This window comes from Proteus sp. FME41, from assembly GCF_014897315.1.
Classification (GTDB): domain Bacteria; phylum Pseudomonadota; class Gammaproteobacteria; order Enterobacterales; family Enterobacteriaceae; genus Proteus.
In genome coordinates this window covers 214,326-236,573 of the sequence record NZ_JABUYL010000004.1, presented here as the reverse complement: position 1 = coordinate 236,573, position 22,248 = coordinate 214,326, and the positions used below count along the sequence as shown (strand labels likewise).

At 34.4% G+C, this 22,248-nt stretch carries 26 protein-coding genes; 9 read left to right on the top strand and 17 right to left on the bottom strand.

What is annotated here, in order from left to right; all coding sequences use genetic code 11:
• The first annotated feature begins 180 nt into the window (after positions 1-180).
• Complete coding sequence (gene glpX / locus INT04_RS06125) at positions 181-1,161, top strand: class II fructose-bisphosphatase (RefSeq protein ID WP_193015271.1); 981 nt, start codon at positions 181-183, stop codon at positions 1,159-1,161.
• Positions 1,162-1,286: 125 nt separating this feature from the next.
• Here glpX and INT04_RS06120 read toward each other — a convergent pair whose 3' ends face one another.
• The 4 genes from INT04_RS06120 to INT04_RS06105 all read right to left on the bottom strand — a co-directional run bounded on the left by INT04_RS06120 (position 1,287) and on the right by INT04_RS06105 (position 5,400).
• Positions 1,287-2,318, bottom strand: a complete 1,032-nt coding sequence (locus tag INT04_RS06120) for a methylphosphonate esterase (RefSeq protein ID WP_193015270.1) — start codon at positions 2,316-2,318, stop codon at positions 1,287-1,289.
• Positions 2,319-2,328: 10 nt separating this feature from the next.
• The gene (locus INT04_RS06115) at positions 2,329-3,285 is read right to left on the bottom strand and encodes a DMT family transporter (RefSeq protein WP_193015269.1); all 957 of its coding nucleotides are present in this window, start codon (positions 3,283-3,285) and stop codon (positions 2,329-2,331) included.
• Positions 3,286-3,414: 129 nt separating this feature from the next.
• Positions 3,415-4,152: a glutamine amidotransferase gene (locus INT04_RS06110; protein ID WP_193015268.1), complete on the bottom strand. Its 738-nt coding sequence runs from the start codon at positions 4,150-4,152 to the stop codon at positions 3,415-3,417.
• Positions 4,153-4,179: 27 nt separating this feature from the next.
• Positions 4,180-5,400 (bottom strand): PfkB family carbohydrate kinase, encoded by a 1,221-nt coding sequence (locus INT04_RS06105; protein WP_193015267.1) that lies wholly within the window; start codon positions 5,398-5,400, stop codon positions 4,180-4,182.
• 1,026 nt (positions 5,401-6,426) lie between these two features.
• On the opposite strand from INT04_RS06105, the gene INT04_RS06100 reads away from it, so the two are divergent.
• Positions 6,427-6,918, top strand: coding sequence for a DUF4822 domain-containing protein (locus INT04_RS06100; protein ID WP_193015266.1), 492 nt, complete (start codon positions 6,427-6,429; stop codon positions 6,916-6,918).
• A 150-nt stretch (positions 6,919-7,068) separates the two neighbouring features.
• On the opposite strand, the gene INT04_RS06095 is transcribed toward INT04_RS06100, so the two are convergent.
• Positions 7,069-8,205 (bottom strand): AAA family ATPase, encoded by a 1,137-nt coding sequence (locus tag INT04_RS06095; RefSeq protein WP_193015265.1) that lies wholly within the window; start codon positions 8,203-8,205, stop codon positions 7,069-7,071.
• Positions 8,202-8,906, bottom strand: a complete 705-nt coding sequence (locus INT04_RS06090) for an RNA ligase family protein (RefSeq protein WP_193015264.1) — start codon at positions 8,904-8,906, stop codon at positions 8,202-8,204. Before INT04_RS06090 ends, INT04_RS06095 begins: the two co-directional genes overlap by 4 nt.
• Before the next feature lie 252 nt (positions 8,907-9,158).
• On the opposite strand from INT04_RS06090, the gene INT04_RS06085 reads away from it, so the two are divergent.
• The 3 genes from INT04_RS06085 (at position 9,159) to INT04_RS06075 (ending at position 11,378) form a co-directional block, all read left to right on the top strand.
• On the top strand, positions 9,159-9,947 hold the full coding sequence (locus INT04_RS06085) for a glucose 1-dehydrogenase (protein ID WP_193015263.1): 789 nt from the start codon (positions 9,159-9,161) through the stop codon (positions 9,945-9,947).
• A gap of 370 nt (positions 9,948-10,317) precedes the next feature.
• Positions 10,318-10,575: a hypothetical protein gene (locus INT04_RS06080; protein ID WP_193015262.1), complete on the top strand. Its 258-nt coding sequence runs from the start codon at positions 10,318-10,320 to the stop codon at positions 10,573-10,575.
• 110 nt (positions 10,576-10,685) lie between these two features.
• Positions 10,686-11,378 (top strand): XRE family transcriptional regulator, encoded by a 693-nt coding sequence (locus tag INT04_RS06075; RefSeq protein ID WP_193015261.1) that lies wholly within the window; start codon positions 10,686-10,688, stop codon positions 11,376-11,378.
• Between the two features lie 21 nt (positions 11,379-11,399).
• On the opposite strand, the gene INT04_RS06070 is transcribed toward INT04_RS06075, so the two are convergent.
• The 4 genes from INT04_RS06070 to INT04_RS06055 all read right to left on the bottom strand — a co-directional run bounded on the left by INT04_RS06070 (position 11,400) and on the right by INT04_RS06055 (position 14,873).
• Entirely contained in the window at positions 11,400-12,026 is a 627-nt protein-coding gene (locus INT04_RS06070) for an ABC transporter ATP-binding protein (RefSeq protein ID WP_193015260.1), read from the bottom strand.
• On the bottom strand, positions 12,020-12,796 hold the full coding sequence (locus tag INT04_RS06065) for an ABC transporter permease (protein WP_193015259.1): 777 nt from the start codon (positions 12,794-12,796) through the stop codon (positions 12,020-12,022). Before INT04_RS06065 ends, INT04_RS06070 begins: the two co-directional genes overlap by 7 nt.
• Positions 12,797-12,897: 101 nt before the next feature.
• The gene (gene modA, locus INT04_RS06060) at positions 12,898-13,653 is read right to left on the bottom strand and encodes a molybdate ABC transporter substrate-binding protein (protein WP_193015258.1); all 756 of its coding nucleotides are present in this window, start codon (positions 13,651-13,653) and stop codon (positions 12,898-12,900) included.
• Between the two features lie 233 nt (positions 13,654-13,886).
• Positions 13,887-14,873, bottom strand: a complete 987-nt coding sequence (locus INT04_RS06055; RefSeq protein WP_193015257.1) for a sugar-binding transcriptional regulator — start codon at positions 14,871-14,873, stop codon at positions 13,887-13,889.
• A 371-nt stretch (positions 14,874-15,244) separates the two neighbouring features.
• Between INT04_RS06055 and cutA the strand changes: the two genes are divergently transcribed.
• Complete coding sequence (cutA, locus tag INT04_RS06050) at positions 15,245-15,553, top strand: divalent-cation tolerance protein CutA (RefSeq protein ID WP_193015256.1); 309 nt, start codon at positions 15,245-15,247, stop codon at positions 15,551-15,553.
• Between the two features lie 328 nt (positions 15,554-15,881).
• Positions 15,882-16,115, top strand: a complete 234-nt coding sequence (sra, locus tag INT04_RS06045; protein WP_193015255.1) for a stationary-phase-induced ribosome-associated protein — start codon at positions 15,882-15,884, stop codon at positions 16,113-16,115.
• A 113-nt stretch (positions 16,116-16,228) separates the two neighbouring features.
• Here sra and INT04_RS06040 read toward each other — a convergent pair whose 3' ends face one another.
• Together INT04_RS06040 and INT04_RS06035 are read right to left on the bottom strand one after the other, a co-directional pair.
• Positions 16,229-17,284, bottom strand: coding sequence for a DNA polymerase beta superfamily protein (locus tag INT04_RS06040; protein WP_193015254.1), 1,056 nt, complete (start codon positions 17,282-17,284; stop codon positions 16,229-16,231).
• Entirely contained in the window at positions 17,268-18,047 is a 780-nt protein-coding gene (locus INT04_RS06035; RefSeq protein WP_193015253.1) for a DNA polymerase beta superfamily protein, read from the bottom strand. Before INT04_RS06035 ends, INT04_RS06040 begins: the two co-directional genes overlap by 17 nt.
• A 151-nt stretch (positions 18,048-18,198) precedes the next feature.
• Between INT04_RS06035 and INT04_RS06030 the strand changes: the two genes are divergently transcribed.
• Positions 18,199-18,594 (top strand): hypothetical protein, encoded by a 396-nt coding sequence (locus INT04_RS06030; protein ID WP_226893989.1) that lies wholly within the window; start codon positions 18,199-18,201, stop codon positions 18,592-18,594.
• A 199-nt stretch (positions 18,595-18,793) separates the two neighbouring features.
• On the opposite strand, the gene INT04_RS06025 is transcribed toward INT04_RS06030, so the two are convergent.
• The 4 genes from INT04_RS06025 to INT04_RS06010 are packed head-to-tail and all read right to left on the bottom strand — an operon-like array spanning position 18,794 to position 20,275.
• Entirely contained in the window at positions 18,794-19,288 is a 495-nt protein-coding gene (locus INT04_RS06025; protein ID WP_193015252.1) for a hypothetical protein, read from the bottom strand.
• The gene (locus INT04_RS06020) at positions 19,288-19,632 is read right to left on the bottom strand and encodes a M15 family metallopeptidase (RefSeq protein WP_020945794.1); all 345 of its coding nucleotides are present in this window, start codon (positions 19,630-19,632) and stop codon (positions 19,288-19,290) included. Before INT04_RS06020 ends, INT04_RS06025 begins: the two co-directional genes overlap by 1 nt.
• A gap of 2 nt (positions 19,633-19,634) precedes the next feature.
• Positions 19,635-19,907 (bottom strand): phage holin family protein, encoded by a 273-nt coding sequence (locus tag INT04_RS06015; RefSeq protein WP_004243326.1) that lies wholly within the window; start codon positions 19,905-19,907, stop codon positions 19,635-19,637.
• On the bottom strand, positions 19,904-20,275 hold the full coding sequence (locus tag INT04_RS06010; RefSeq protein WP_020945795.1) for a putative holin: 372 nt from the start codon (positions 20,273-20,275) through the stop codon (positions 19,904-19,906). The genes INT04_RS06015 and INT04_RS06010 overlap by 4 nt, the downstream gene beginning before the upstream one ends.
• Before the next feature lie 161 nt (positions 20,276-20,436).
• Here INT04_RS06010 and INT04_RS06005 point away from each other — a divergent pair, with 161 nt between their 5' ends.
• Complete coding sequence (locus INT04_RS06005) at positions 20,437-21,474, top strand: acyltransferase (protein ID WP_193015251.1); 1,038 nt, start codon at positions 20,437-20,439, stop codon at positions 21,472-21,474.
• Here INT04_RS06005 and INT04_RS06000 read toward each other — a convergent pair.
• The gene (locus tag INT04_RS06000) at positions 21,471-22,241 is read right to left on the bottom strand and encodes a hypothetical protein (protein ID WP_193015250.1); all 771 of its coding nucleotides are present in this window, start codon (positions 22,239-22,241) and stop codon (positions 21,471-21,473) included. The two genes, INT04_RS06005 and INT04_RS06000, sit on opposite strands and share 4 nt — an antisense overlap.
• Positions 22,242-22,248 lie beyond the last annotated feature (7 nt).

Sequence of the window (22,248 nt, the reverse complement as noted above, 5' to 3'; positions counted from 1 at the left end):
TACATGCTTTTAATCTCTTTACCTTAGTTATACTTAAATTTTCACAGATTAATCTTAGTTAATTCCTAAATGCCCTATTTTAAACACTCTTGATTTAAACCTAGCACACAATTTCAAAAAAAAGGTATCATCAATAACCTATTTTAATTTTCTCTTTTCATCAAAAAATACACTCATAATATGAAATTAAATGACGAATTAACTCATGCGATTGCTTCTGTTACAGAAGCCGCCGCCATTGCAGCAATGCCTTGGATCGGAAAACAAAATAAAAACGCAGCAGATAACGCTGCCGTTAATGCAATGCGCGAACGTTTAAACAATCTAGATATCAATGGTGAAATTGTCATTGGTGAAGGTGAAATAGACGAAGCACCTATGCTCTATATTGGCGAAAAAGTAGGTAATGGGAAAGGCGATAAAATAGAAATTGCCGTTGATCCCATTGACGGTACTCGTATGGTGGCAACGGGTGAAAACAATTCTCTTGCTATTTTAGCTGCAGGCTTTGAGGGCAGTTTTTTACAAGCTCCTGACATGTATATGGAAAAACTGATTGTTGGTAAGCAAGCTGCCGGTGTCATTGACCTTAACCATTGCCTTGAATATAACCTTGATGCTATTGCACAAACATTAAATAAATCTATTGAGCAGTTAACTCTCGCTATTTTAGATAAACCTCGTCACCTCGATATTATTAAAGATTTACGATCGAAAGGTATTAATGTCATTACCCTACCTGATGGTGATGTGCTCGCGTCTTTATATGCCACAATGCCAGACAACAGTATTGATGTTATGTATGGCATTGGCGGCGCTCCTGAAGGAGTAATTAGTGCGGCGATTGCCAAAGCATTGGGCGGAGATATGCAAGCACGTTTAATTACTCGAGATATTGCCAAAGGAAACAGTGCAGAAAATAGAGAGCTTACTGTTAGTGAAATCGCTCGTTGCCATAAAATGGGTACCGATGTAAATATCAAATTATCGTTAGATACATTAGTGCGTAATCAAGATGTGATGTTTGCCGCAACAGCCATTACAGCAGGTGATCTTTTATCGGGTGTTAATCAACAAGCTCAATATCTACATACCCACTCTTTAGTGATTAATGGTTCAACGCATTCATTACGTTATATTGAAAATTATCATTTACGCTGATGCCTTTAAGTAATATTCATTGAACCATCACAGTGATAGTGATGAAAAAATAAAAAAGCGGCACTTTAAAGATGCCGCTAACTATTTAAAGGAATATACTTATTGTTATTTATTTGAACACAGATTTAAGCCAATAAATTTGCAGGATTATCAACACATAACTTATCAATAATCGATTTATCAATGCCTCGTTGAGCTAATAATGACAGAAATACATTAGGCACAAATCCCCAACCATTACCGCCATTTTTTGCCCACATCTGTTTTAAAAACACATCATGACTTAATACAATTTGGCTACCGTAACCTCTTTCAATTAAGGTCGCGACAGCGTTAACAGTGTCCATAACGCTAGGTGCTGCACCTTCTTTAGGAAACGAGATATCAAGACCAATCATATCAAACTCAAGCCAAACACCGCGATCAAGCATTTTACATTGATAATCAATATCTTTCCCTGAAGGGTCAGAGTGAGCCAATGAAATTTTAGCGGGATTACACCCCATTTCAGTTAATAAAATATCTAAAACTTCATCGCCACGGCGCTGCCAACCTGGCATATGAATATTCATTGAGGCATGAGGGTTATTATTTTGGGCAATAGCGGCCGCACGAAGGCTATTTTTCTCTCCATCTGTAAAGAAAGGAGAAACCCCAATTTCACCGATCATTCCCGCACGAATATCTGTACCATCAATACCTATATTTAGTTCGTCATCAATAATTTTCGCCATTGCATCTATATCATCAGCAAGACGTTGACCTTCAAACTTTTCAATATAAAGTCCTGATGAAGCAACAACATTAATTCCTGTTATTTCTGCAACTTGTCTTAGTTTTCTAATATCGCGCCCAATAGAAGAAGAACCGGTAGCATCAACGATAGTTCTGCCGCCTAATTCTTTAAAATTATTTAATTCAAAAATAACATCTTCAATTGGCTTTTTATCCATATTGTCGCAACAGCAATAAGGATCATATTTAAGTCCCCACTGAATATCTGCACTGACTTTCTTATCAACTAATACATGCGAGAATTCATAAAAAGGTTCATCAACAACACCTGAGAGATCATTAAACAGGTGTTCATGGGGCAATGTCAGTCCCATATCTTCTTTTTTAATGGGGCCCGTTACAGTTTGAATATAACCTTTCATTACGCTACTCCTACGCTTTAACTGATTTAGCGGCTCTGAATTCTGGGATTGTGGTGACAATCGCCCCCACTAACGCAAATAATGTACCAATAATTGTCACTAAATAGACGGTATTGCCTAATGCAGGTAATAACATATCAATTAAGACAGAACCTAATAATTGACCCGCTGTTGAAGCAACACCTAACATCAGTAAGCCTAAACCACGAACTAAAATAGCCATTAATGCGATAGACATGAGTCCTAAAGGACCGCCTAAATACATCCACCAAGTACCTGGTAATTCAAGAGTGATATGACCTAATGCCATACGAACAATAAGAGCAATGGTTAAAACGGTGAAGCCAACGATAAAGTTCCAAGTGATAGACACCATCATAGAACCTGTTGCTTCTGCAACTTTAGAGTTACCTGCTGGCTGCCAACCGGCTAATAGACCTGCAAGGAAAGGTAAGATAGCTAAATAAATAAAGGACGTTGAGTGCCATTGTGGAGATACCACAAATAACGTTGCAACAACGGCTAACACAGCACCTAATACACGATATGAGGTGAAATATTTTTTCTCATCAACACCCACACCAAAGCGATCACATAATAAGCCTGATAATAAGAGTGCTGAAATTAAGGCTGTTTGGAAAGTTGCAATCCCTAATGCACTCGCAGAAGCGCCCTCAGAGAAAACAACCATTGCACCACAAAGACCCGCAAACCAGTTCCATAATGGAATTTTGCGCGTTTTAATTAAACTTGGAATTGAAGCAAATTGCTGACGGTACTGTTTTTTCGACATAATGATAAAAAACATGACCACTAAACCACTAGCAAAAGAGATAACCGCACTGGCGTTACCGTCTTTTAAGACATGCCCTAACTGCCCATTCACCGCTGATTGCATTGGTGATAGCATACCTGCTAACACGGTTGCTAACATCAGCAAAGGTGTTGATAAAGTTTTTGTACTCATAAGATGTTCCTTTTGGATTATTGGCTATGAGTGATTTCTTTTTTTATTTTTCAAGTAATCGGTTTTTATTCGCGCAGAGCGGCAACTCTGCGCTTTTTTACTTTTTATGACAGTGCTTATTAATCTAAATTAACGGGCAACTTGTTTAAGAATGTTGACCCACATATCCGCATAATGAGGCCATGCTAAAAACTCTTTACTTCCCCAGTGCGGCGAACAGTCGCTCATAAAGCAACCCGTTTTTCCTTTTTCAAATTGACCAAATACCAGTAGTGGATCTTCACCAATATTTAATACAGTTTCTGTCTTCTCTTTGGCTGATACTTTGTTATAGCCAAGGAACATCGGCCATTCACCAAAACCTTTTACTGACTCGTGGTTTGCATTAACCGCGTTTGCAAATATTCCTTCAGGTGCTTCAACACGATCATCACCATCTAGCATTTCCACAGGCAGAACTTCTGCAAGTAATGTGTTTTTATAGTTTGCTTTGGCTTCAATACCCATAAATGACAAGTAACCACCTATCATTAATAAGCCACCACCATTAACCACAAACTCTTTAATTAACCCCAACGCATTAGGGATGACTTTCATGTTATAGAATGTGTCGTTTTGCAGAAGGAAGGTATTAGCGCCAATATCACTAATCACAATGACATCATATTTAGCTAAGGCTTCTGCAGTTTGTGGAAAAGCAACTTGAACGGTATGAGCTGGCATATAATCAACTTCAATACCTTTCTCTCTTAAGCAACTTAATAAGAATGTTGAGCCCTCTTCATATTTGCTGGACGTAAAGCTGTCGTAGCCTTTAGAGTGGATCATATGAATATGCCATGACTCACCAATAAATAAGATTTTCATTTTTATTCCTCTTTCAAAAAAGATTATTTATTCAGGGGATTGGGTGACAATCTGTGAATATGTTGTTTGATTGATGCGATGCATGACATTAATATCTTCAGGCATTTCTGAAGCATTACTCGTCTCAACAGCTAATGATGAAAAAGCTGATGCATAGCGTAACGCATAAGAAAACTGCTTTCCTTTTGCTAATGAAGCGGCGAGTGCGCCATTAAAAGCATCACCAGCCCCTGCGGTATTCTTTACAACCGCCGGATATGCCGGCGAGTAAATATACTTATATCCGTCATATGCTAACGAACCTTTACTACCCAGCGTAATAACCACCTTATTTACGCCTTGTTGATAAATAGAAACTGCGGCATTTTTTGCAGATTCTAAATCAAGTACTTCTATTCCAGATAATAAACTCGCTTCCGTTTCATTAGGTGTTAACACATCTATCATTGGAAGTAATTCATTCACTACTTTGTTATAAGGTGCTGGATTAAGAATAATAGGAATATTATTTTCATTTCCAATAGAAATTATTTCTTTTAGTGCTTCAATATTTGTTTCCAATTGCAATAAAATGATATCTGCATCAATGATTTTATCTTTTTGTATCTTCACTTCATCTGCTGATATATCCATATTAGAGCCTGAATAGATAGAAATAATATTCTCTCCACTTTCTTCTGAAACAAAAATAGAGGCGGTGCCCGTTTGATAATTTTCAGTTTGATATATCGTTGATGTTTTTATTCTTGATGACGATATAAAATTAACGGCATAATCACTAAATTGATCAGTGCCTATTTTAGTAATAAAATGTACTTGCGCATCAGCATAACTTGCGGCTAACGCCTGGTTACAGCCTTTACCTCCTGGTGAGAAGATAAATTTATTCGATAATAAAGATTCCCCAGCTTCTGGCAATCTAGGTAAATAGCTAATCATATCAACATTAAATGAACCTAGTACGCACACCTTATTTATTGCTGTTCTATTTACTAAATCATTTTTATCAATTTGATCATTACATTCTAGAAATTGTATAATTTCTTTTTTAGCAACTTTATCCAACGTTTCAAATTCTATAAAAGCGCCACCATGGCATCGTTTTACAATTCCCTTTTCAGACAGCGTATTTAAATCTGATCGTATTGTTTCTTTGGTAACATCAAGTTCTTTTGCTAAAACAGAAACTTTTACTGCACCATGACCTTTAATCAGATTAATTATTTTTTTATGACGTTCTGCTTTCATTTAATGTTACCTCTATGGCAACAACTTTAGTTTATTAGTTGTTATGGGATTGTGATTACAATCATATGTTATTTATTAAAAGCAAAAAAAAGCAGAAATACAAAAATAAAAAACAAAAATAAACAGAAATAAATAATGATAACCGTAAGATTATTTAATAAATAAATTAATATCTTATTTTTTTAAGAAAAAACAAATTCGACAAATAATTTATTTTTATTTTATTTATCATAAGTAATTTTAATGCTATATTTTTTTGATTGGCTATGGATAGTAATATAAATTAAAATAGAAAAATAAAAATCACCTTTAAATATAGGTAGTTACAAAAAAATAATTTTATCTTCCTACAAAAAAACAGTAATAATGCTTAAATTAAATACAATTTAATTGAATCGAGCAATGCATTAATTATTTTTATCATCATTATTTTTACATCGTTCTTATAATAAAGAAAATTTAATCATTACATTGACTGAGAAATGAATATCTCTCTATAAATTAGCATCATTTAGTTAAGAAATATAAAAGCAACGACTAAAATACACTCAATATTCATCTTCCATTTTTGTGATCTTGATAACATTAAGTTAGATAGCGAAGTTCTTTTTTAGAGAAAATAAAACTTATTTTTTGACTTTATCTTTTTTTCTAGCAATTTTTATCAAAAAAATTCATTATGCTTTGTCTATTTAATACATCATTTAGTCAAATTTTAATTTTGTTTTGTAAATCAAAGAGAATTTTTAGTCTTTCATTTGCCATCAATGAAGACTATTTGTTTTTTACACACTCAGTTTAAAGTTAGTATAACTAGTATAAGAATAAAAGCAGAGAATAAAATTAAAAAAAGCAACACATGCGATATTTATCGCTAATTATTTTTGTCAGTTAATCTTTTTATCAGAAACATTTTGACATAATTCTTTCCTCGCACTTCATCCATTTTATGCCTAGATTTATACATACCGTTAGACACAACATAAACTCCTGACAAAAAATACAACATAAAATAAGGATATATAAATGAAAATAAAATCACTTATCGCAATCTCATTATTAAGCGCTAGCTTTTCTCTTTTTGCTACTGAGAATTCAACATCATCTACTAATATGCAAGCTCAAGGTGTTATTCAAGCTCAAAAAGAGCTGAATAAGTATGAGAAACTCATGATAGAAAAAGTCTGGGTAACGACTGATGCGATAGATGAAAAAGGCAATAAAACAGACGCAGATAATACCCAAGTAAGTAATTATTTTGGCCTTGCTGAATATTATCCTAATGGCACATTTATTATGTTTACACCTGAAGGTAAACAGAAAATGCAAGGCGATTGGTCTATGTCAGATGATGGCAAGATACGTACCTTAGTTGCTAAAGATACTGAAGGCAAGACGTTGTTTACCCGTGATGTAGAAAATATCACAATTAAAAATGATGAATATACTTATCGTATTTATCCAAATGCAGAAGATCGCAACACCTATTTCGATATTGTGCATCATATTAAAAAATAAATTTAATATGGTTTTTTACCTGCCAATAAATCCCTCATAAATAAAAAAAGGGCTATTTTGTAGAAATAAAATAGCCCTTACTTTATGGTTATAACGTATTTCTCATTTAATTATTTAAATAATGCTAAACACTAAAATTAACAGACTAAATTAAAGCAATGTTTGTGATTTCCCTTCGATCCAATAAATTACTTTATGTGCTTCTTCTGGTGTTGGAACCTCTAATTTGCTTAACATACGTTCCATTACTTTAATAGGAACCACTTCATTCCTTGCATTATTTTGCTTTTGCCATTGAGCATAAGGCACTTCAATGTAAACCAGCGTTATTTTTGCATTATAACGATAAAACAAAGAGATCAGCTGATCCCGCATTTTTCTTGTAATATTCGTAGCATTCCAAACAAAAGGTTTGTGCTCTCGTAAATAAACTCGAGCTTGCTCTTTTGCTTGTTGTGCTATCCAACCATTAGCATCTCGATTATCGGGTTTAATATGATGTTGGCGGCGTAGCTCATCTAAACTTACGATAGGAATATCTGCACAATATTGGTGAATATAGGTATCTTTTCCCATCCCGGGTAACCCACACAGTACCGTGACGTCACTTCCTTTTTCAGGATAAGGCTCATAATTACAATCAGTACTATTCTCTGTATAAAAATAATGGAAACGTGCGTTATCAGACGAGAATAGAGCTGGCTTACGCCAACAATTTAACTCTTCACAATAAAGTATAAATAACGTAATTTTGTCAAAAAGCCCTTGTTTATCATCACAATCTCGCCCTAAAACATCGGCTTTAGCCAATAATGTCAGCAAATAGCAATCCACTCTTAAGGATGCTGCAATAAGTGCTTTTTTAGGATCAGGCTTATCCATCACCCACAAAGGTAATCCATGAAAACGAACCAAAGCTGCAATGTGCTCTCTATCGGCAAAACTTAAAGGTACTTTTTCGTAGAGAAAACGACGTGTTGTCAATTCACCTTTACGTGCATGGCCCGGAGAAATAATACGTCCCTCTTCTTCCCGTGTTGTAGAGCGTTTTTCTACATCATGAAGAAGTGCCGAAATCCATAAAATTTGTTGCTCTCTTTCTGTCAGGGTTTTATATTCAGGTAATAATTTAACTGAATTGATTACCCTTTGTGTATGTATTGCTACATCACCTTCTGCATGATGAATAGGATCTTGCATAACACCCGCCATATCACTCATTTCATCATACAGTTCACAAAGATGTTCCCATGACATTTCAGTGTGTAATTTCTTATGAAGTATCATCGAGACTCCTGTGTTTTTTCCCAATTTAACGGCGCACGTCGCCAGTTCTTTTTCCAATGCACATCCGTTTTGACATGATCTTTTCTAACATATTTAAAAACACGATGAGAAAAGTCATCTAAAGAAAATGATTGTGCATCTCGAGTGACAATACCTTCCATTGGGCTAAGTTTTTGCGTTAAAACATCTTGAGATTGAAAGAAACTTGCCTGTTTCGCTTGTGAAACAATCATATTTTCAAAATCAATTTTATCCTGGCATTCAGGCAATTTAATTTCTGGCACAGTTGGAAAATCAAAAAGTGAGGCATAAAATTGCACTTCTTCCCAACTTAACCATTTATCTTTATGGCGAACGGCAAATACATAAAAATATTCGTCTAAGTGTGCATATTCAATAGAGTGAATAGCATATAAATTTTCGCCAAAAATATCTAAATCGTCTAAATCATTTTTCATCAACTGCCAACGTTGACGTAATTGAGAAGTCCATGCTGATTGTGTTGGTGTCGCATGAGAGCGAGCAAAAACGCCCATTTTATTTAAGCAATTATTTTCTCCATCCAGTTTTTCTGTATGGATAAGATGTTTTATATTGCAGATATCCTGCCACCATTGCGCATTTATACGATCGTCGTTTGTTGTGCCTGGTGAAAAAGGATAGTGATAAGTTCTATCATATTTTTGTGATTGATTATTCATTATTTTATACTCATTAAGTAACAGAAGCCCTACCAAATTTAAGAGTCATTCGGTAAGTTAATTTTTCTGTATATGCACCATTCCTTCAGTGCCTTAATGCGTATTACATAATAACAACCTACAATAAAAAGAAGTGATAAATAAATAAGGAGATTATATTAGCGATAAGATTGGCTGAACGCTAGATAAATAATTCTTTTTATCACTCATATCACTTTTTGCCTAATTTTTAAATCAAATATCGGAGGATGTATGTACAACGATCTCCAAGGAAAAATCGCTGTTGTTACAGGTTCATCACGAGGAATTGGTGCTGCTGTGGTATCACGGCTTATCACTGAAGGAATGAATGTCGTCATTAATTATCATTCTGACGAAAAAGAAGCCCAATCCCTTGCTGATAATTTAAATAAATTAAACTTAGGTAAAGCTATTATTTTTGGGGGTGATATCAGTAATGAAGATGTTGCTCATCACTTTATTTATTACGCTATAAATTATTTTGGCAAGCTCGATCTTCTTATTAATAATGCGGGGATTGAAACACAAACCCCCTCTCACGCCGTTAACTTAGCCGATTGGCGTAAAATTATCGATGTGAATTTAACAAGTTATTTTCTTACGGCCCGCTCTGCACTAAAATATTTTGTAGAAAATAATATTCAAGGCAATATCATTAATATGTCTTCTGTGCATGAGATTATCCCTTGGCCAACCTTTGCAAGTTATGCCGCAAGTAAAGGTGGAGTAAGAATGCTGACACAATCTCTTGCTCTTGAATATGCAAACTACGGTATTAGAATTAATTCAATTGGTCCAGGTGCAATCAATACGCCTATTAATCAAGAAAAGATGGAGGATGATGCCCTTCGCAAAGAGTTAGAACAAATGATCCCAATTAAATATGCCGCTGAGCCAGAAGCTGTAGCTAATGTCGCAGCTTGGTTAGCATCTGAACAATCTATTTATATTACAGGACAAACTATTTTTATTGATGGTGGAATGACTCTTTATCCTTCTTTTCAAGGCGGAAAAGGTTAATCTTTAAAAATTAATATTATAGGTTTATTTCTGTCAGCCTAATTATTCTATAAATACTATCTGTTCTAACCGAATTAGAACAGATAGCAAATAATCTAAATAACAATATTAAAACAATAGCCCATAGGCGAAAAACAATTCTATTTGTTTTCACAATACCTTTATGTATATTATTTCCTGTTTTTTAGGTTGCTTTCCTATAACACATTGCTAATAATTACAAATAAACACTAGAAAAATTGTGATCATATACGCCTTTTTACATCATTAATGTCATTTAAGACAAATAGAAACTGCTTTTTTATCTACAAGTAGGTAATCTATTTATCTGATTTTGATGACCAAACATGAATAGTTAAAAGGATATTTTATGTTTACTTCACAGCTCATGCTGGTCGGTTACGTGTTATTAGTAAGTCCTTGTGGAAATGATTCTTGTGATGCCGTTCCTGTTACTGAAGCTATTTATACTAAAGATGAATGCACAACTCGACTTAACTACTTAAAACAAAAAAGACCAGACCTTATTATTTTCTGTGGAGAAGTCTTAAGAGATCCTGATGTAACTGATGAGAATCCTTACCTCACACCACCAAACAGTGCAGATGATGTTTTCCAAATTAAGTAGTTAACCGACTCTTAATTTTATCATTAAGATGAAATACAATTTAATTTGTTTTTTGTTTACGGTATACTCTTTGTACTTGAATATGTAAGGACACGTATTAGGAGTCACTAATGTCTATTGCGAAACGTACCAAAGACAAACGCATTGCGTTAGATTTAACACAATCCGAACTTGCTACTTTAGCGAATACCACACAGCAATCTATAGAACAGTTAGAAAGCGGTAAAACTAAACGCCCTCGTTTTTTACCAGAATTAGCCAAAGCCTTAAATTGTGATTTAGCTTGGTTATTAGACGGTGAAGAACAGCCTAATGTCGCTTCTGAGATCCCACCTGAAGATGAATGGCAACCCGTTAGTGAATGGGATAGCAACACCCCTTTAGGGGTTGATGAAGTCGAAATTCCCTATTTTAAAAGTATCGAGCTTGCCGCAGGTGATGGCTGTTGTACTAACGAAGATCATAATGGGTACAAATTGAGATTTTCAAAAAGCACATTACGCCGTTATGGCGCTTCTTCTCAGAATGTTATTTGTTTTTCTGTCTATGGTGATAGCATGTCACCGGTTATTCCAAATGGGTCAACCGTTACTGTTGATACAGGAAACACTCGTATTGTTGATGGCGGTATTTATGCTATTGAACAAGACGCCTTATTCAGAATAAAACTACTCTATCGTCAACCCGGCGGTAAGTTGATTATTCGTAGTTACAATAAAGATGAATTTCCAGATGAAACAGCTGAAACTGAATCTGTAAAAATTATGGGTCGTATTATTCACTGGTCCGTAATGGCGTGGTAATCAGCAAATAAGTATTTAACCTCACAGTATTGAACTTTCAGTAACAATTTGCCCTTTAGACAATAAAATCGTTTTATCTGCTAACGCCCTAATTTCACGGGGTTCATGTGTGACCATAATCATCGTTATCTCTTTAGATTTTAAAGTGTCGATTAGGTCCCAAAGCTGATGACGCGTTTCCCAATCCAAACTCGAAAAAGGTTCATCCAGTAGTAAAAGTTTGGGTTGGCTAATAAGTGCTCTTGCCAGCGCAACACGTTGCTGTTCCCCTCCAGAAATTTGATATGGGTAACGAGCCATCAAATGTGCAATTCCCATTTGATCTAATATTCCCGCTTCTCTTTCTTTACTTCGTTTTTGCTTTGCACCATATTGTGCTAACCATAAATTTTGAGCCACCGTCATAAATGGAAATAAATAAAGCCGTTGGTTTAAATACCGACAAGAGCGTAACCATACAGGTTGTGTATTGATATTTTTATCTGCAAGATAGATATCACCTGAATATGAAGCATATCCCGCTATTGCATTTAAAAGTGTTGTTTTACCGCTTCCTGATGTGCCACTTATTCCTAAACAAGTTCCCTTTTCTACCTTTAACGAGACATCTTTTAATATACCCGTAGTTAATGAGCGTATTTCTAACATGATGTCTTCCTTTCTTGCTGTAAACGATGCAATGCAAATAATAAAGTAATCGCAATAGCAATAAGAACAAGCGCGCAGCCTATTGCCAGTGTAAAATCTCCACTTGCGATATTCAAATAAATTGCCATGGGTAGCGTTTCTGTTTTTAATCGGGTTGCACCGGCTAGCATCAGAGTGGCGCCAAACTCACCTAATGCACGCGAAAATGCAATGATACATCCGCTCATTAATGCGGGCCAACAAAGTGGTATTTCAATCAAAAAAAAGGTTTTTGTTGGCGTTAATCCTAAATTTTGTGCGGTTTGAATATAAGCGGGATCAACAGACTTAAAGGCAGAAAGACTATTTCGCATAATAATAGCACTAGCGACATATGTCTGAGCAATAATAATACCTAAAGGTGAGAATAAAGAACGTGATAATTCAGGGAGAAACCCTGTTAAAGGTCCTTGGTTTCCTAACAATAATAATAATCCGATGCCAATCACTAAAGGGGGAGTAACTAAAGGTAAATCTAATAGTGCATCAATAAAGCGATGCCCTTTAAAAGGAATTCTCGCCATTGCCCATGCAGCAGGCACACCTAAGATAATAGCCAAACACAAAGAGGTGAATGCCGTACTCAGTGACATACCAATAGCAAAATGAAATTCAGGATCGGTAATAACTTGCCTAAGCTCAATATAAGAAAGCTGACAAATTAGTGAAATTAACGATCCTAAGATCAGAAATAACAGTAAAAAAAGTGGAATTAATGCCCAACGGAACACGCTATTTCCTTTTCTAAAAACAAAATCTATTTTGCTGTAATAATAAAAAAAGCCACCCGTGAGTTGGTGGCAAAAAAATACAATTTATGTGAGAAAAAAATCTATGGTTTCGAAATGACAGGAAGAAAACCATAATCAGTAAAAGCTTTTATTCCTTCTGGGCGTGTAAAATAATCAGCAAGTAATTGTGCTTCTTTTGGGTTTGCTGATGTTTTTAAGATCGCAAGTGTTGCCACTTCTTCTGGGCTACCTTCAGGAACCGGAAGTAAAACCAATTTATCTCGGTTTTTCATTGCATCTGCATATCCAATAATGGCGGCATCTACTTCGCCATTTAATAAATACATTAGTAATTGTTTAATCGTTGCTGTACGAACAATCACTTTAGTGCGTAATTTATCACCTTGACCTGATGCATCAATAAGCTGTTCGCCACTTTTACCGAGTGCAATAGCTTTAGCATCACCCATGCCTAACTTTAGTGAGCTGTTCGCAAGATCTTCTAGCGTTTGAATATCACCTACTTTGTCTTTACGTACTGCAATAACAGGAATATGCCTAACGATAGGATATTGATTAACAACCTGCCCTTCTTTATCTAATTTTTCCACATAATCTTGTGAACCAGGGAAGAATAAATCTCCCTGCTTAGTTAAATTAAAGCGTGTTAATATTTGACCAGAACCACCGTACTCAATGGTCACTTTATTGCCCGTTTCTTTTTCAAATGCATTAATAACTTGTTCTACTGGCTGTTTTAAACCAGCCCCTGCATAAAGATGAAGTTCAGCTGCAAATGTATTATGACAAATTAATCCTAGTGCCAGCCCTAAGCCAGCAAACCATTGGTATTTCATAAAATAATTAACCCTAGCTATCGCTATATAATTTTTTATATAATGAATGATATAAGAGCTTAAGGCAAGAGACTCATATAAAAAAAGAGAAAAATGTTAATAACTTATCATTTTACTCTTTTTTCGTGAGCCACCCTTAGGGGAATAATCAATAAAAATAATGATATTACATATTTTATTTTTATTAAAAAGCATCAATCCAGCCGTGGATCCTCGTTTTCACGAGGATTGTATTATTTGCTATCCATTTCCAATAGTGCAAGAGCGGTAACTTCATCAATTACAATATCAGTCGCGTAACCTCCTTTTATCGCGCCTATTGTTGCTTGAATATTTTCCACTCCACCCGCAATAAAAAGTCTTTGTGGTATCTGTCTTAATTGAGCAAGACTTATTCCCATTATTCTAAGGTCAATATCAGCAACCAAAGGATTACCTTGTGCATCATAAAAACGCCCACAAATGACGCCCACAGCACCTAAATCACGGTATTGCGCCATTTCACTGCTAGTCAAAACGCCCGTTGCAACCAAGGGGTTATCATCAAGTGTATTGCCAACAACAAAAAGTGCTTTATTACACTGATTTAATGCTGAGAAATTACGCCTAATAATAGGTTCAGCTTGCAGTTCCATTGCTAAACGCGCACTCGACACTACTGCAGGAACATGTAAATTAATACTGCACCCTGATAGTTTATTAGCGATTAATGCCGCTGCCTCTGTTGTTTTAAAATCAGGCTGCGGTGCGACTGCCCCTATCATTTGTAGTACAGTGACGTTGTTTAATGACTTGAGTGGAAGATAATTACCTAACTTATAAATTGTTCGTCCCCAAGCGACACCTAAAATATCATTATCATTAATTATTTGAGAAAGATACATCGCCCCTGCTTTTGCTAATCTTTCTCTGTTCATATTTAAAGTGTGTTGCGATTTGTTTTTTTCTTCATCAGGTAAAATAAGCACATTATTAAGATCAAATTTGGCTTTTATTCTGATTGCATAATCAATCGTAGAAAATACTGATGAATCCAAGCTAATATTTACGAATCCTTTTTCTCTGGCTAGATGTAAATACTTCACTACAGTAACCCGAGAAACACCCATAATATTTGCAACTTCACTTTGACTGAGTCCGTCCTGATAGTAAAGCCATGCAGCATAGAGAACGGGATCATTATCAAATAAACTCGCGTTTTTAAGCGAATTATTATCCATTTTAAACCCCACAAATTTTTATAAATTTTATGACTAATTAGTTTATTTTATATTAAAGATATTATTAAAGATAAAAATGCCTTTGGCTAAATTAAACCTTATAACACAAATAGATACATTTCATTAATCTACTCATAATATCGGCACCCTGGTATTTTTCTTTACTACAAGAACCTCATAATACGTAAAAAGCCCTTAATAATGCCGTAAATGGTTCATATCGAGAAAGTTTTTTTTGAAAACACTGTTTTATTTTGCTAAAAATAAAAATATTAGCTTTAAGTTTTAAAAAGTTTTATTTTGGTGAAATTAAAATTACCCAAATCTTATCGTTACTACTAAAAAACAGATTAATAACAAAAGGAAAAACAATGATAATTGCATACTCAACTGTGCCAAATGAAATGGTTGCTAATGAAATTGCTCACTATCTCATCAATGAAAAACTGGCAGCTTGTGTAAATTTGATACCTAATATTAAATCTATTTATTATTGGAATAATAAAATTATTGAAGATAATGAAATACTTATGATGATAAAATCCGAAAAAAGAAAACAACAAACTTTAATTGATACACTTGTCGAAATACACCCTTATGAAACTCCTGAGGTTATTATAATACCGATTGAAAATGGTTTTAAAGGTTATCTTAATTGGATACACCAATCGTTGAATTAAAATAACGTTAAGTTTTAACAAAGATCTCTTTTCTGCTCTTTAAAAAAAATGATCATAACTTGTAAATAAAACGTATCATTGCATCTCGATTATTAGACAAGTGCAGTTATGTTAATATTAAAAATAATTTTTCATTTTACTGTTGTTATTTTTATTTTATTTAAAACAATTTTATTCACATAATATTCTTATACTTAATTGTTACTCTTAAAAAAAACAGTTAATAGCCTTTAATGCTAAATTTAAACACTTACCAACATCTTATTCTTGTTATTATCTGCTATACTCAATACGCTTTTTCTAAATTACACATGAAAAGGAGTGAGTTGTGAAAACAAACAGAGTCGCAAGACGTATTTTAGGTTTACCTTATAATTTAAGCCGGTCTAAAAAGAAAGTGCGTTTTTCCATTATTGCCTCTACAAGTGCAGAAAATCTACCTGCTGAGCTAAAAAACATGGCTCAAATCTGTTTAAAACAAGATTTTAGAAAAAAAGCAGAGAATAAACGTATATATATGAAACTAGTAGATGCTTATCCAGAGTATCTTGCAACTAATTAATTTTTTATACGCTAATGCTATTTATAAATAATTATCATATTAGTTTATTTTTTAATTATTAAAAATAGTATATCCCTTACTTTATGTAAGGGATATTAAGTTGTTAAATAACCCTACTTTTTATAAAGTGCTTTCCGAATACTTATAAGTGCTGACTGAGCCGCTAAATAATCAATTTCTTCTGGCAAATAACTTAATTTAAATGCATTTCGAATACGTTTAATCAAAGTTTCACTATGCTCTAATAGTTCATCATAACTAAACTTACCTGCTTTAATGGCTAATAGCTCCTCTCTGTTATCACACCAAACGTTGACTTTACTTTCTTGTGCAATACCTAGAGCAACATAGAGCAATCTAAATGTGTGCATCATATTTTTGCTATCGTAACTTCGCCCATGATCAATATTTTGCTGATAACGGATATCATTACGTTGCTCTACCCATTGCCAGTAGTCATGATATTGCTTGCGATATGCACTATAGCCTTCTTTATTGAAACTGAGATAACCTTGTACTTTAGCGTCTTTAGGAATACTGCTTAACAATACATCACTCGCATTTTCTTTTCTAATAATGCCTTGAAAAAGAGAAGTACTATCATAATACATTGCATATAAATCTTGAGCGTGAGCCAATTTTACTAACCCAATATGCTCTTGTTTCCAATGGTGGTTATCTAACCACGTATTAATTAATATTGTTTTTCCATCTTCAATCACATAACAAAAATCTAAAATAGTTTTTAGCTTTTTCTCGACTGGATTTACTATTTTTTTATTTAATCCTTGTGCTTTTTTAATTTGTCCTTGAGCATAATGCACAAATGTTTGAATGCAGGTTTTAGATAAGAACCATTCTGGCTTAATTAAAGACATTAAAGGATGTCGATATATAACAACTTTCTCAGGAGAATTCAGTAACTCTAAAATGTTAGGGTTTGAAGCACATAATAACTCAACAAATCGCCCAAGCTCATAATAAACAATATCATTGGTTTCATTACTGACTTGCGGTGTATATTCCAATCCATAGAAAAGATCTTTAGGAAGATAAAACACACCTTTAATATCTGTATCTGATGTTTCAGTCGCAAGATTATGTGAACGGCTTCCTGCGATACTTTCAAACAAAAGGTAGGGTTTTATATCTTCAATTGTCAGTTTCATCTAATTTTTTCCTAAACCAATTATTTAAAACATCATTATCTGGTACTTTCCGCTTTGTTAATTGCACATCTGTCTCTTGCCATAAAAAAGTAATCAAACATTGCATTATATCTGTTGGCATCCAAGTAAAATGCTCATCTTTATCTGATTTAAACTCTACTAATTCGTGGATAGACTTTTGTTCTTCAATAGATAGGATTTTTATCAATTTATTTAGCTCCATAGGTGGAATATCACCCGTTCTTACTGTCCAATAAGCAGATAGAAGAGAACGTAGCATATAGAACCATTTTTTTAATTTTATTGGTGCTGCACTAATCTTATTTTTAAGGTTATTTTCAGGAGAATATCCACTCACAACTTTAGCAATCCCTCTGTAATGATGAACAATCACTTTGGGTTGATAATAGAGTTTTGCAAGCTCAAATAGTTCTTTTTGAACATTAGGATATTGTTGATAAATTATTGGTGATTGAAGCCATTCTAATAATATACAGTTCGATTTACGTAATAAGTGTAGTGCTTTAGTAATATCCCAAGCGCCCACATCAAACCAACTGTTTTCTATCCATTCAAATGTTTCTTTAGGTTTATCAATAGAAAGATAAGCATGACGAGGACGTATAAAAACGCCTCGTACATCATAGTCACTGTCTGTTGATGCAAAGCCCCAAGCACGGCTTCCACTTTCAGCAACGTAGAGTAACTTCACCTGATGTTCTTGCTCTATTTGTGGCAGTTTTTTTAAAATCTCATTTTGCATGATGTCCTTATCTCCTTTATTTTACTTCTTTAGCTAATTTACATTTTAATACTAATATTTTATGGTTATAACACAGTCATGCGCCAATACAAACTTGACCAATTTTTTATTTTATCCATGTATAATTAGAGGGATTATTAGTAAATATTGGATGGATATAGACCATTTGAAAGAAGGTCATGCTGGATCAGAAAAAGAAGAATACATTCCGACAGAAATTAGCAAAATACTCTCAGATAACATCACAACATTCATGTTAAACGATGGAATAAAATCAAGAGTTAAACTTTCCGTTGACTCAGGTCTTGCTCAGTCAACGGTTAACCGCATTATTAATTGTGAAGCAAGTGCTACGGCTGAAAGTATTGATGCTATAGCTAAATCAATGGGCCGCCAAACTTATGAATTGTTAATCCCTAAGAATGATAAAAGTGCTATTAACTACGATAGAAAAGCCTATTCTAAATTACCTTTAAGTGAGCAAATATCAATTCAAAACTTTATTGAATTTATTATTTATAAAAATAATCCTATTACTAGAAAATGATTATATATAAAAAAGCCACCAGTAACATACTGATGGCTCTTGGTTTTTTAACCTTTATCAACTATTGCTGATAAACGGTAGTTTATTCCCACTCAATTATATTCTGGCAATCTAACTCACTGATAAATATAAATTATATTTAAATTAGATATCACTAACACCGTCACCGATACCGCCATTATGAAATCTGTCTACTTTTTCATCGGTAAGAATTGAGGAGTTTTTCCTTTGCTTCCAGCTCTGAAATACAAAGGTTGAGTGTTCTGGTGTTTTCATCTGCACGCTGAGCTTCACGCCCATATCGTTCAAGTGTTTCTCGTAGTTGTCGAGAAAGTTCACTGGCTTTGGATTTCTCAACTCGGCAGGTATTGGCGTTATCGGTACTTGTAACTTCTGTTTTCGTGGTACCAGTTGAGAGCTGCATCCTGTCAAAGTGATTAAGAACACGATCAAGCAAAGCGTCTGTGCGTATCGTATCATGCTGTTGTGCGTCATGATATATCTCCAACCTATTCTGCTGTTCATTGTCTGCTTGTTTACGCAGTTCAATATTTGTGGCCACTTCCTTTTCATCTAATTGATTACCTGCAATCTGTTTACTCATTGCTCGGTTATCAAAATAAATACCGCCAGCAACAAAGCCAGCGGTAAAGGAAATAGCCAAAGCAATTAACGCTATGACGGTTTTATTCATTAACGAACCCCATTGTGCTCTAATGAAAAATGATTACCGTCAGGACGAGTTTTAAAACGCCCGCCCCAACTTCCGCCCAATGATTCCCAATACTCCCCCAGTTCTTTATAGTCGCTGGTGGCTGTAAGGTATTTTCCGTTAGCATCAAATAGGTTGAAATCAACTGCTAAACGTTGAGTATGCAGACTGTTGCTAATACCCGATCCTTTCTTTGCATTTAATTTAGCTTGTTCTTCGGTACGATAAGCCTCACCAAACGTCAGTTTATATCCCTTCTGCTGAGCAAAGGTGATCAGCTTTGCAACCATACCTGTAAACGTATTCTGTTTATCGACTAATGACATATTCACCCCTTTATAAACTTGATGACATTGCCTTTACTGACTAGCAACGTTGTGCAGATCAGGATATTGGCAAAGATGTTGTAGATATCAGCGTGATAATTAGGATCGAAATAAGCGCGAATAGGTACGCTTGAAGAGTAAGCAAGAATGAGGAAAGCTAACCATCCACCTTTTTTACAGTGTTGTCTGCCGTCACGTTTAAAATAGAACACACGTAGAAATATGACGGTACAGATGATGGCATTAACAATAGTGAGCAATGTTTCGCATTTCATTGTTGCCCTCCTTGTTTCGGTATATCAGCCCTTCCATATGCTTTTACGCTTAACTTAACCACAAGCAAAGCGGAAACAAAAGCCCCTACGGCATCGATATGTTCGATTTCGTATTGCTCCGGTTTCACACCGAAAAGACCAGTAACAGAAATAAAGATAGTTGCTGCAGGACTAAAGAATATAAGACCACAAACGAAGCTTAGAAAAGCTAATACCGATCTACGTTTAAAGCTATATTCAGTAGCAGCAGTGGTAAAGAAAATGGCTCCCAACAGTGAACCCATAACAACTTCTGCTGGAAGCCCTGCGAAGTAACCAAGAAAAGCAGTAGTGCCGATCCCAGCTTTTGTGTAGACATCTTCTTGCATGAGTGTAGTACCAGTGATTAATGAATAATCATGATACTATATAACCAGGAAGATAACCAAAAATGCAAATAACAAAAAAAGGCACAAGAGATGATGTTTGTTTCATTCATGATAATTAATATATATCATATATAGTTATTATTAATATATATGGAATTATAATGGAACGCATATTATGGGTTGATGTTGCTAGGGTGATCGCTATTTTTCTAGTTGTGTTCACTCATGCTCATGAAGTTGTTGCTTATGGAGATATTTATACAAAAAGTATTTTTTATTCCATAGATAGGCTGGCCGTCCCTATTTTTATAATGATTTCAGGTGGGTTAATATTACCAAAATTATCAAATGTTAATATCCTATCATTCTACAAAAAAAGAATCCCACAATTTATTCTATTGATAATTTTCTACTCAATTTTTACTAGCGCCATAAAATATATGACTGATGGAACAGGATTCTATGACTCATTCTTAAAAGCCGCCATTGAAAACAATGGAATAACAAATAACAATAAATATCCCGGCTCATATGGTTACGCAAGGCAAATGTGGTATATGTACATGATTGTACAACTATACTTGATGGCGCCGTTTATATCTAAAATGGTTACAAATACCAAAACGTCACACTTAGTTTTATTTATATTCATTTGTCTATTTTTTAATCAAATGAAGGATACCTTATATCAATTAGGCATTGAAATTGACTTTATATCAAAATTAGGCAAGGATTTTACAGGTCCATTTATAGCATATTTTGTTGCTGGATATGTCATTATGTGCAGAGACCCAATAAAGTTATTGGATAACAATATTACTAAATTATTATTATTAATAATCCCTTGTTTAGCCTTGCTCTATATTGATGTTACTAACAATAAGGTTAACTGGTCTTTGCACTGGTACCCAAGATCTTTATTTATATTTTTCTCTAGCATCGGATTTATTTTATTGATAAAGGAATTTTTTAATAAAACCAACAATAAAATTATTAGTTTTATTAGTTATTTCTCTTTTGGCGTATACCTAGCACACTATGCATTTATATTTATCACATTGAAAATAATGAAAATTTATGGGTGGGATGACAATAAAACACTATTACTGATTTCCCTGTTAGTCATCCCAATTATCATGTCACTCATTTATGCGAAAATTATGAGCCTCAATGAATATACTAAAAAATTAGTATGTTAAATATAAACTGAAAACGAGATAGTTTTGTTTATTGTCTCTCCAGTTGTACCTACCATTACTCCATCTATAGGGTGCTGCAATCTAATATTCAGCGCCCCCGCTTTTGTAAATGATGCAACAGGCTGTAATATTGCGTTTCTTACTGGTTTATCATCAGCGTTATAAATTGATGTTATGTTTACGATGGGAAGTCTGTCTAGAGCTACAATTTCTTTTGGTCTTACATCTAAGTTAATACTTGATGCAACAACCTCTCCTATATTTCTATGATCATAAGAGTTGTCCAGTGTTGCAACGCCATTTGTTAGCTTTACAACGCCGTCCATTAGTATTCGCCTAGAACCTAAGTTTTGTGATTTTATTTCAAAATAAATATCTGTAAAATAAGCGATTCCCTCAGTTCCGTATGGAAGAGCTATGATTAAATTAACAGCACTAGGTGGGTACTCTGTTGGTACTTTCCATGATACACGGTGTAATACTGCATCTTCATTATGATTAAGTGTTACTATGTTTTTTCTAACTGAGTTTGGGTGTTCTATTGCTATAACACACTGACCGGATGCCAAACTTGTTGTTTGTCCTATTGCGAAAATTGTCACCTCGTCGCCAGCCATTAACAATAAACTTTTATTGATAATAGACCTAGACTCTTTATCTGAGTTTTGTAGACGTATGCGGCCATCATCATTCACGCTAATGCTTCCACTGCCACTTGTATATCTGTTAAAGTTGCTAAAATCTCGTTCTGTATGAATATAACTCATTGTTAGC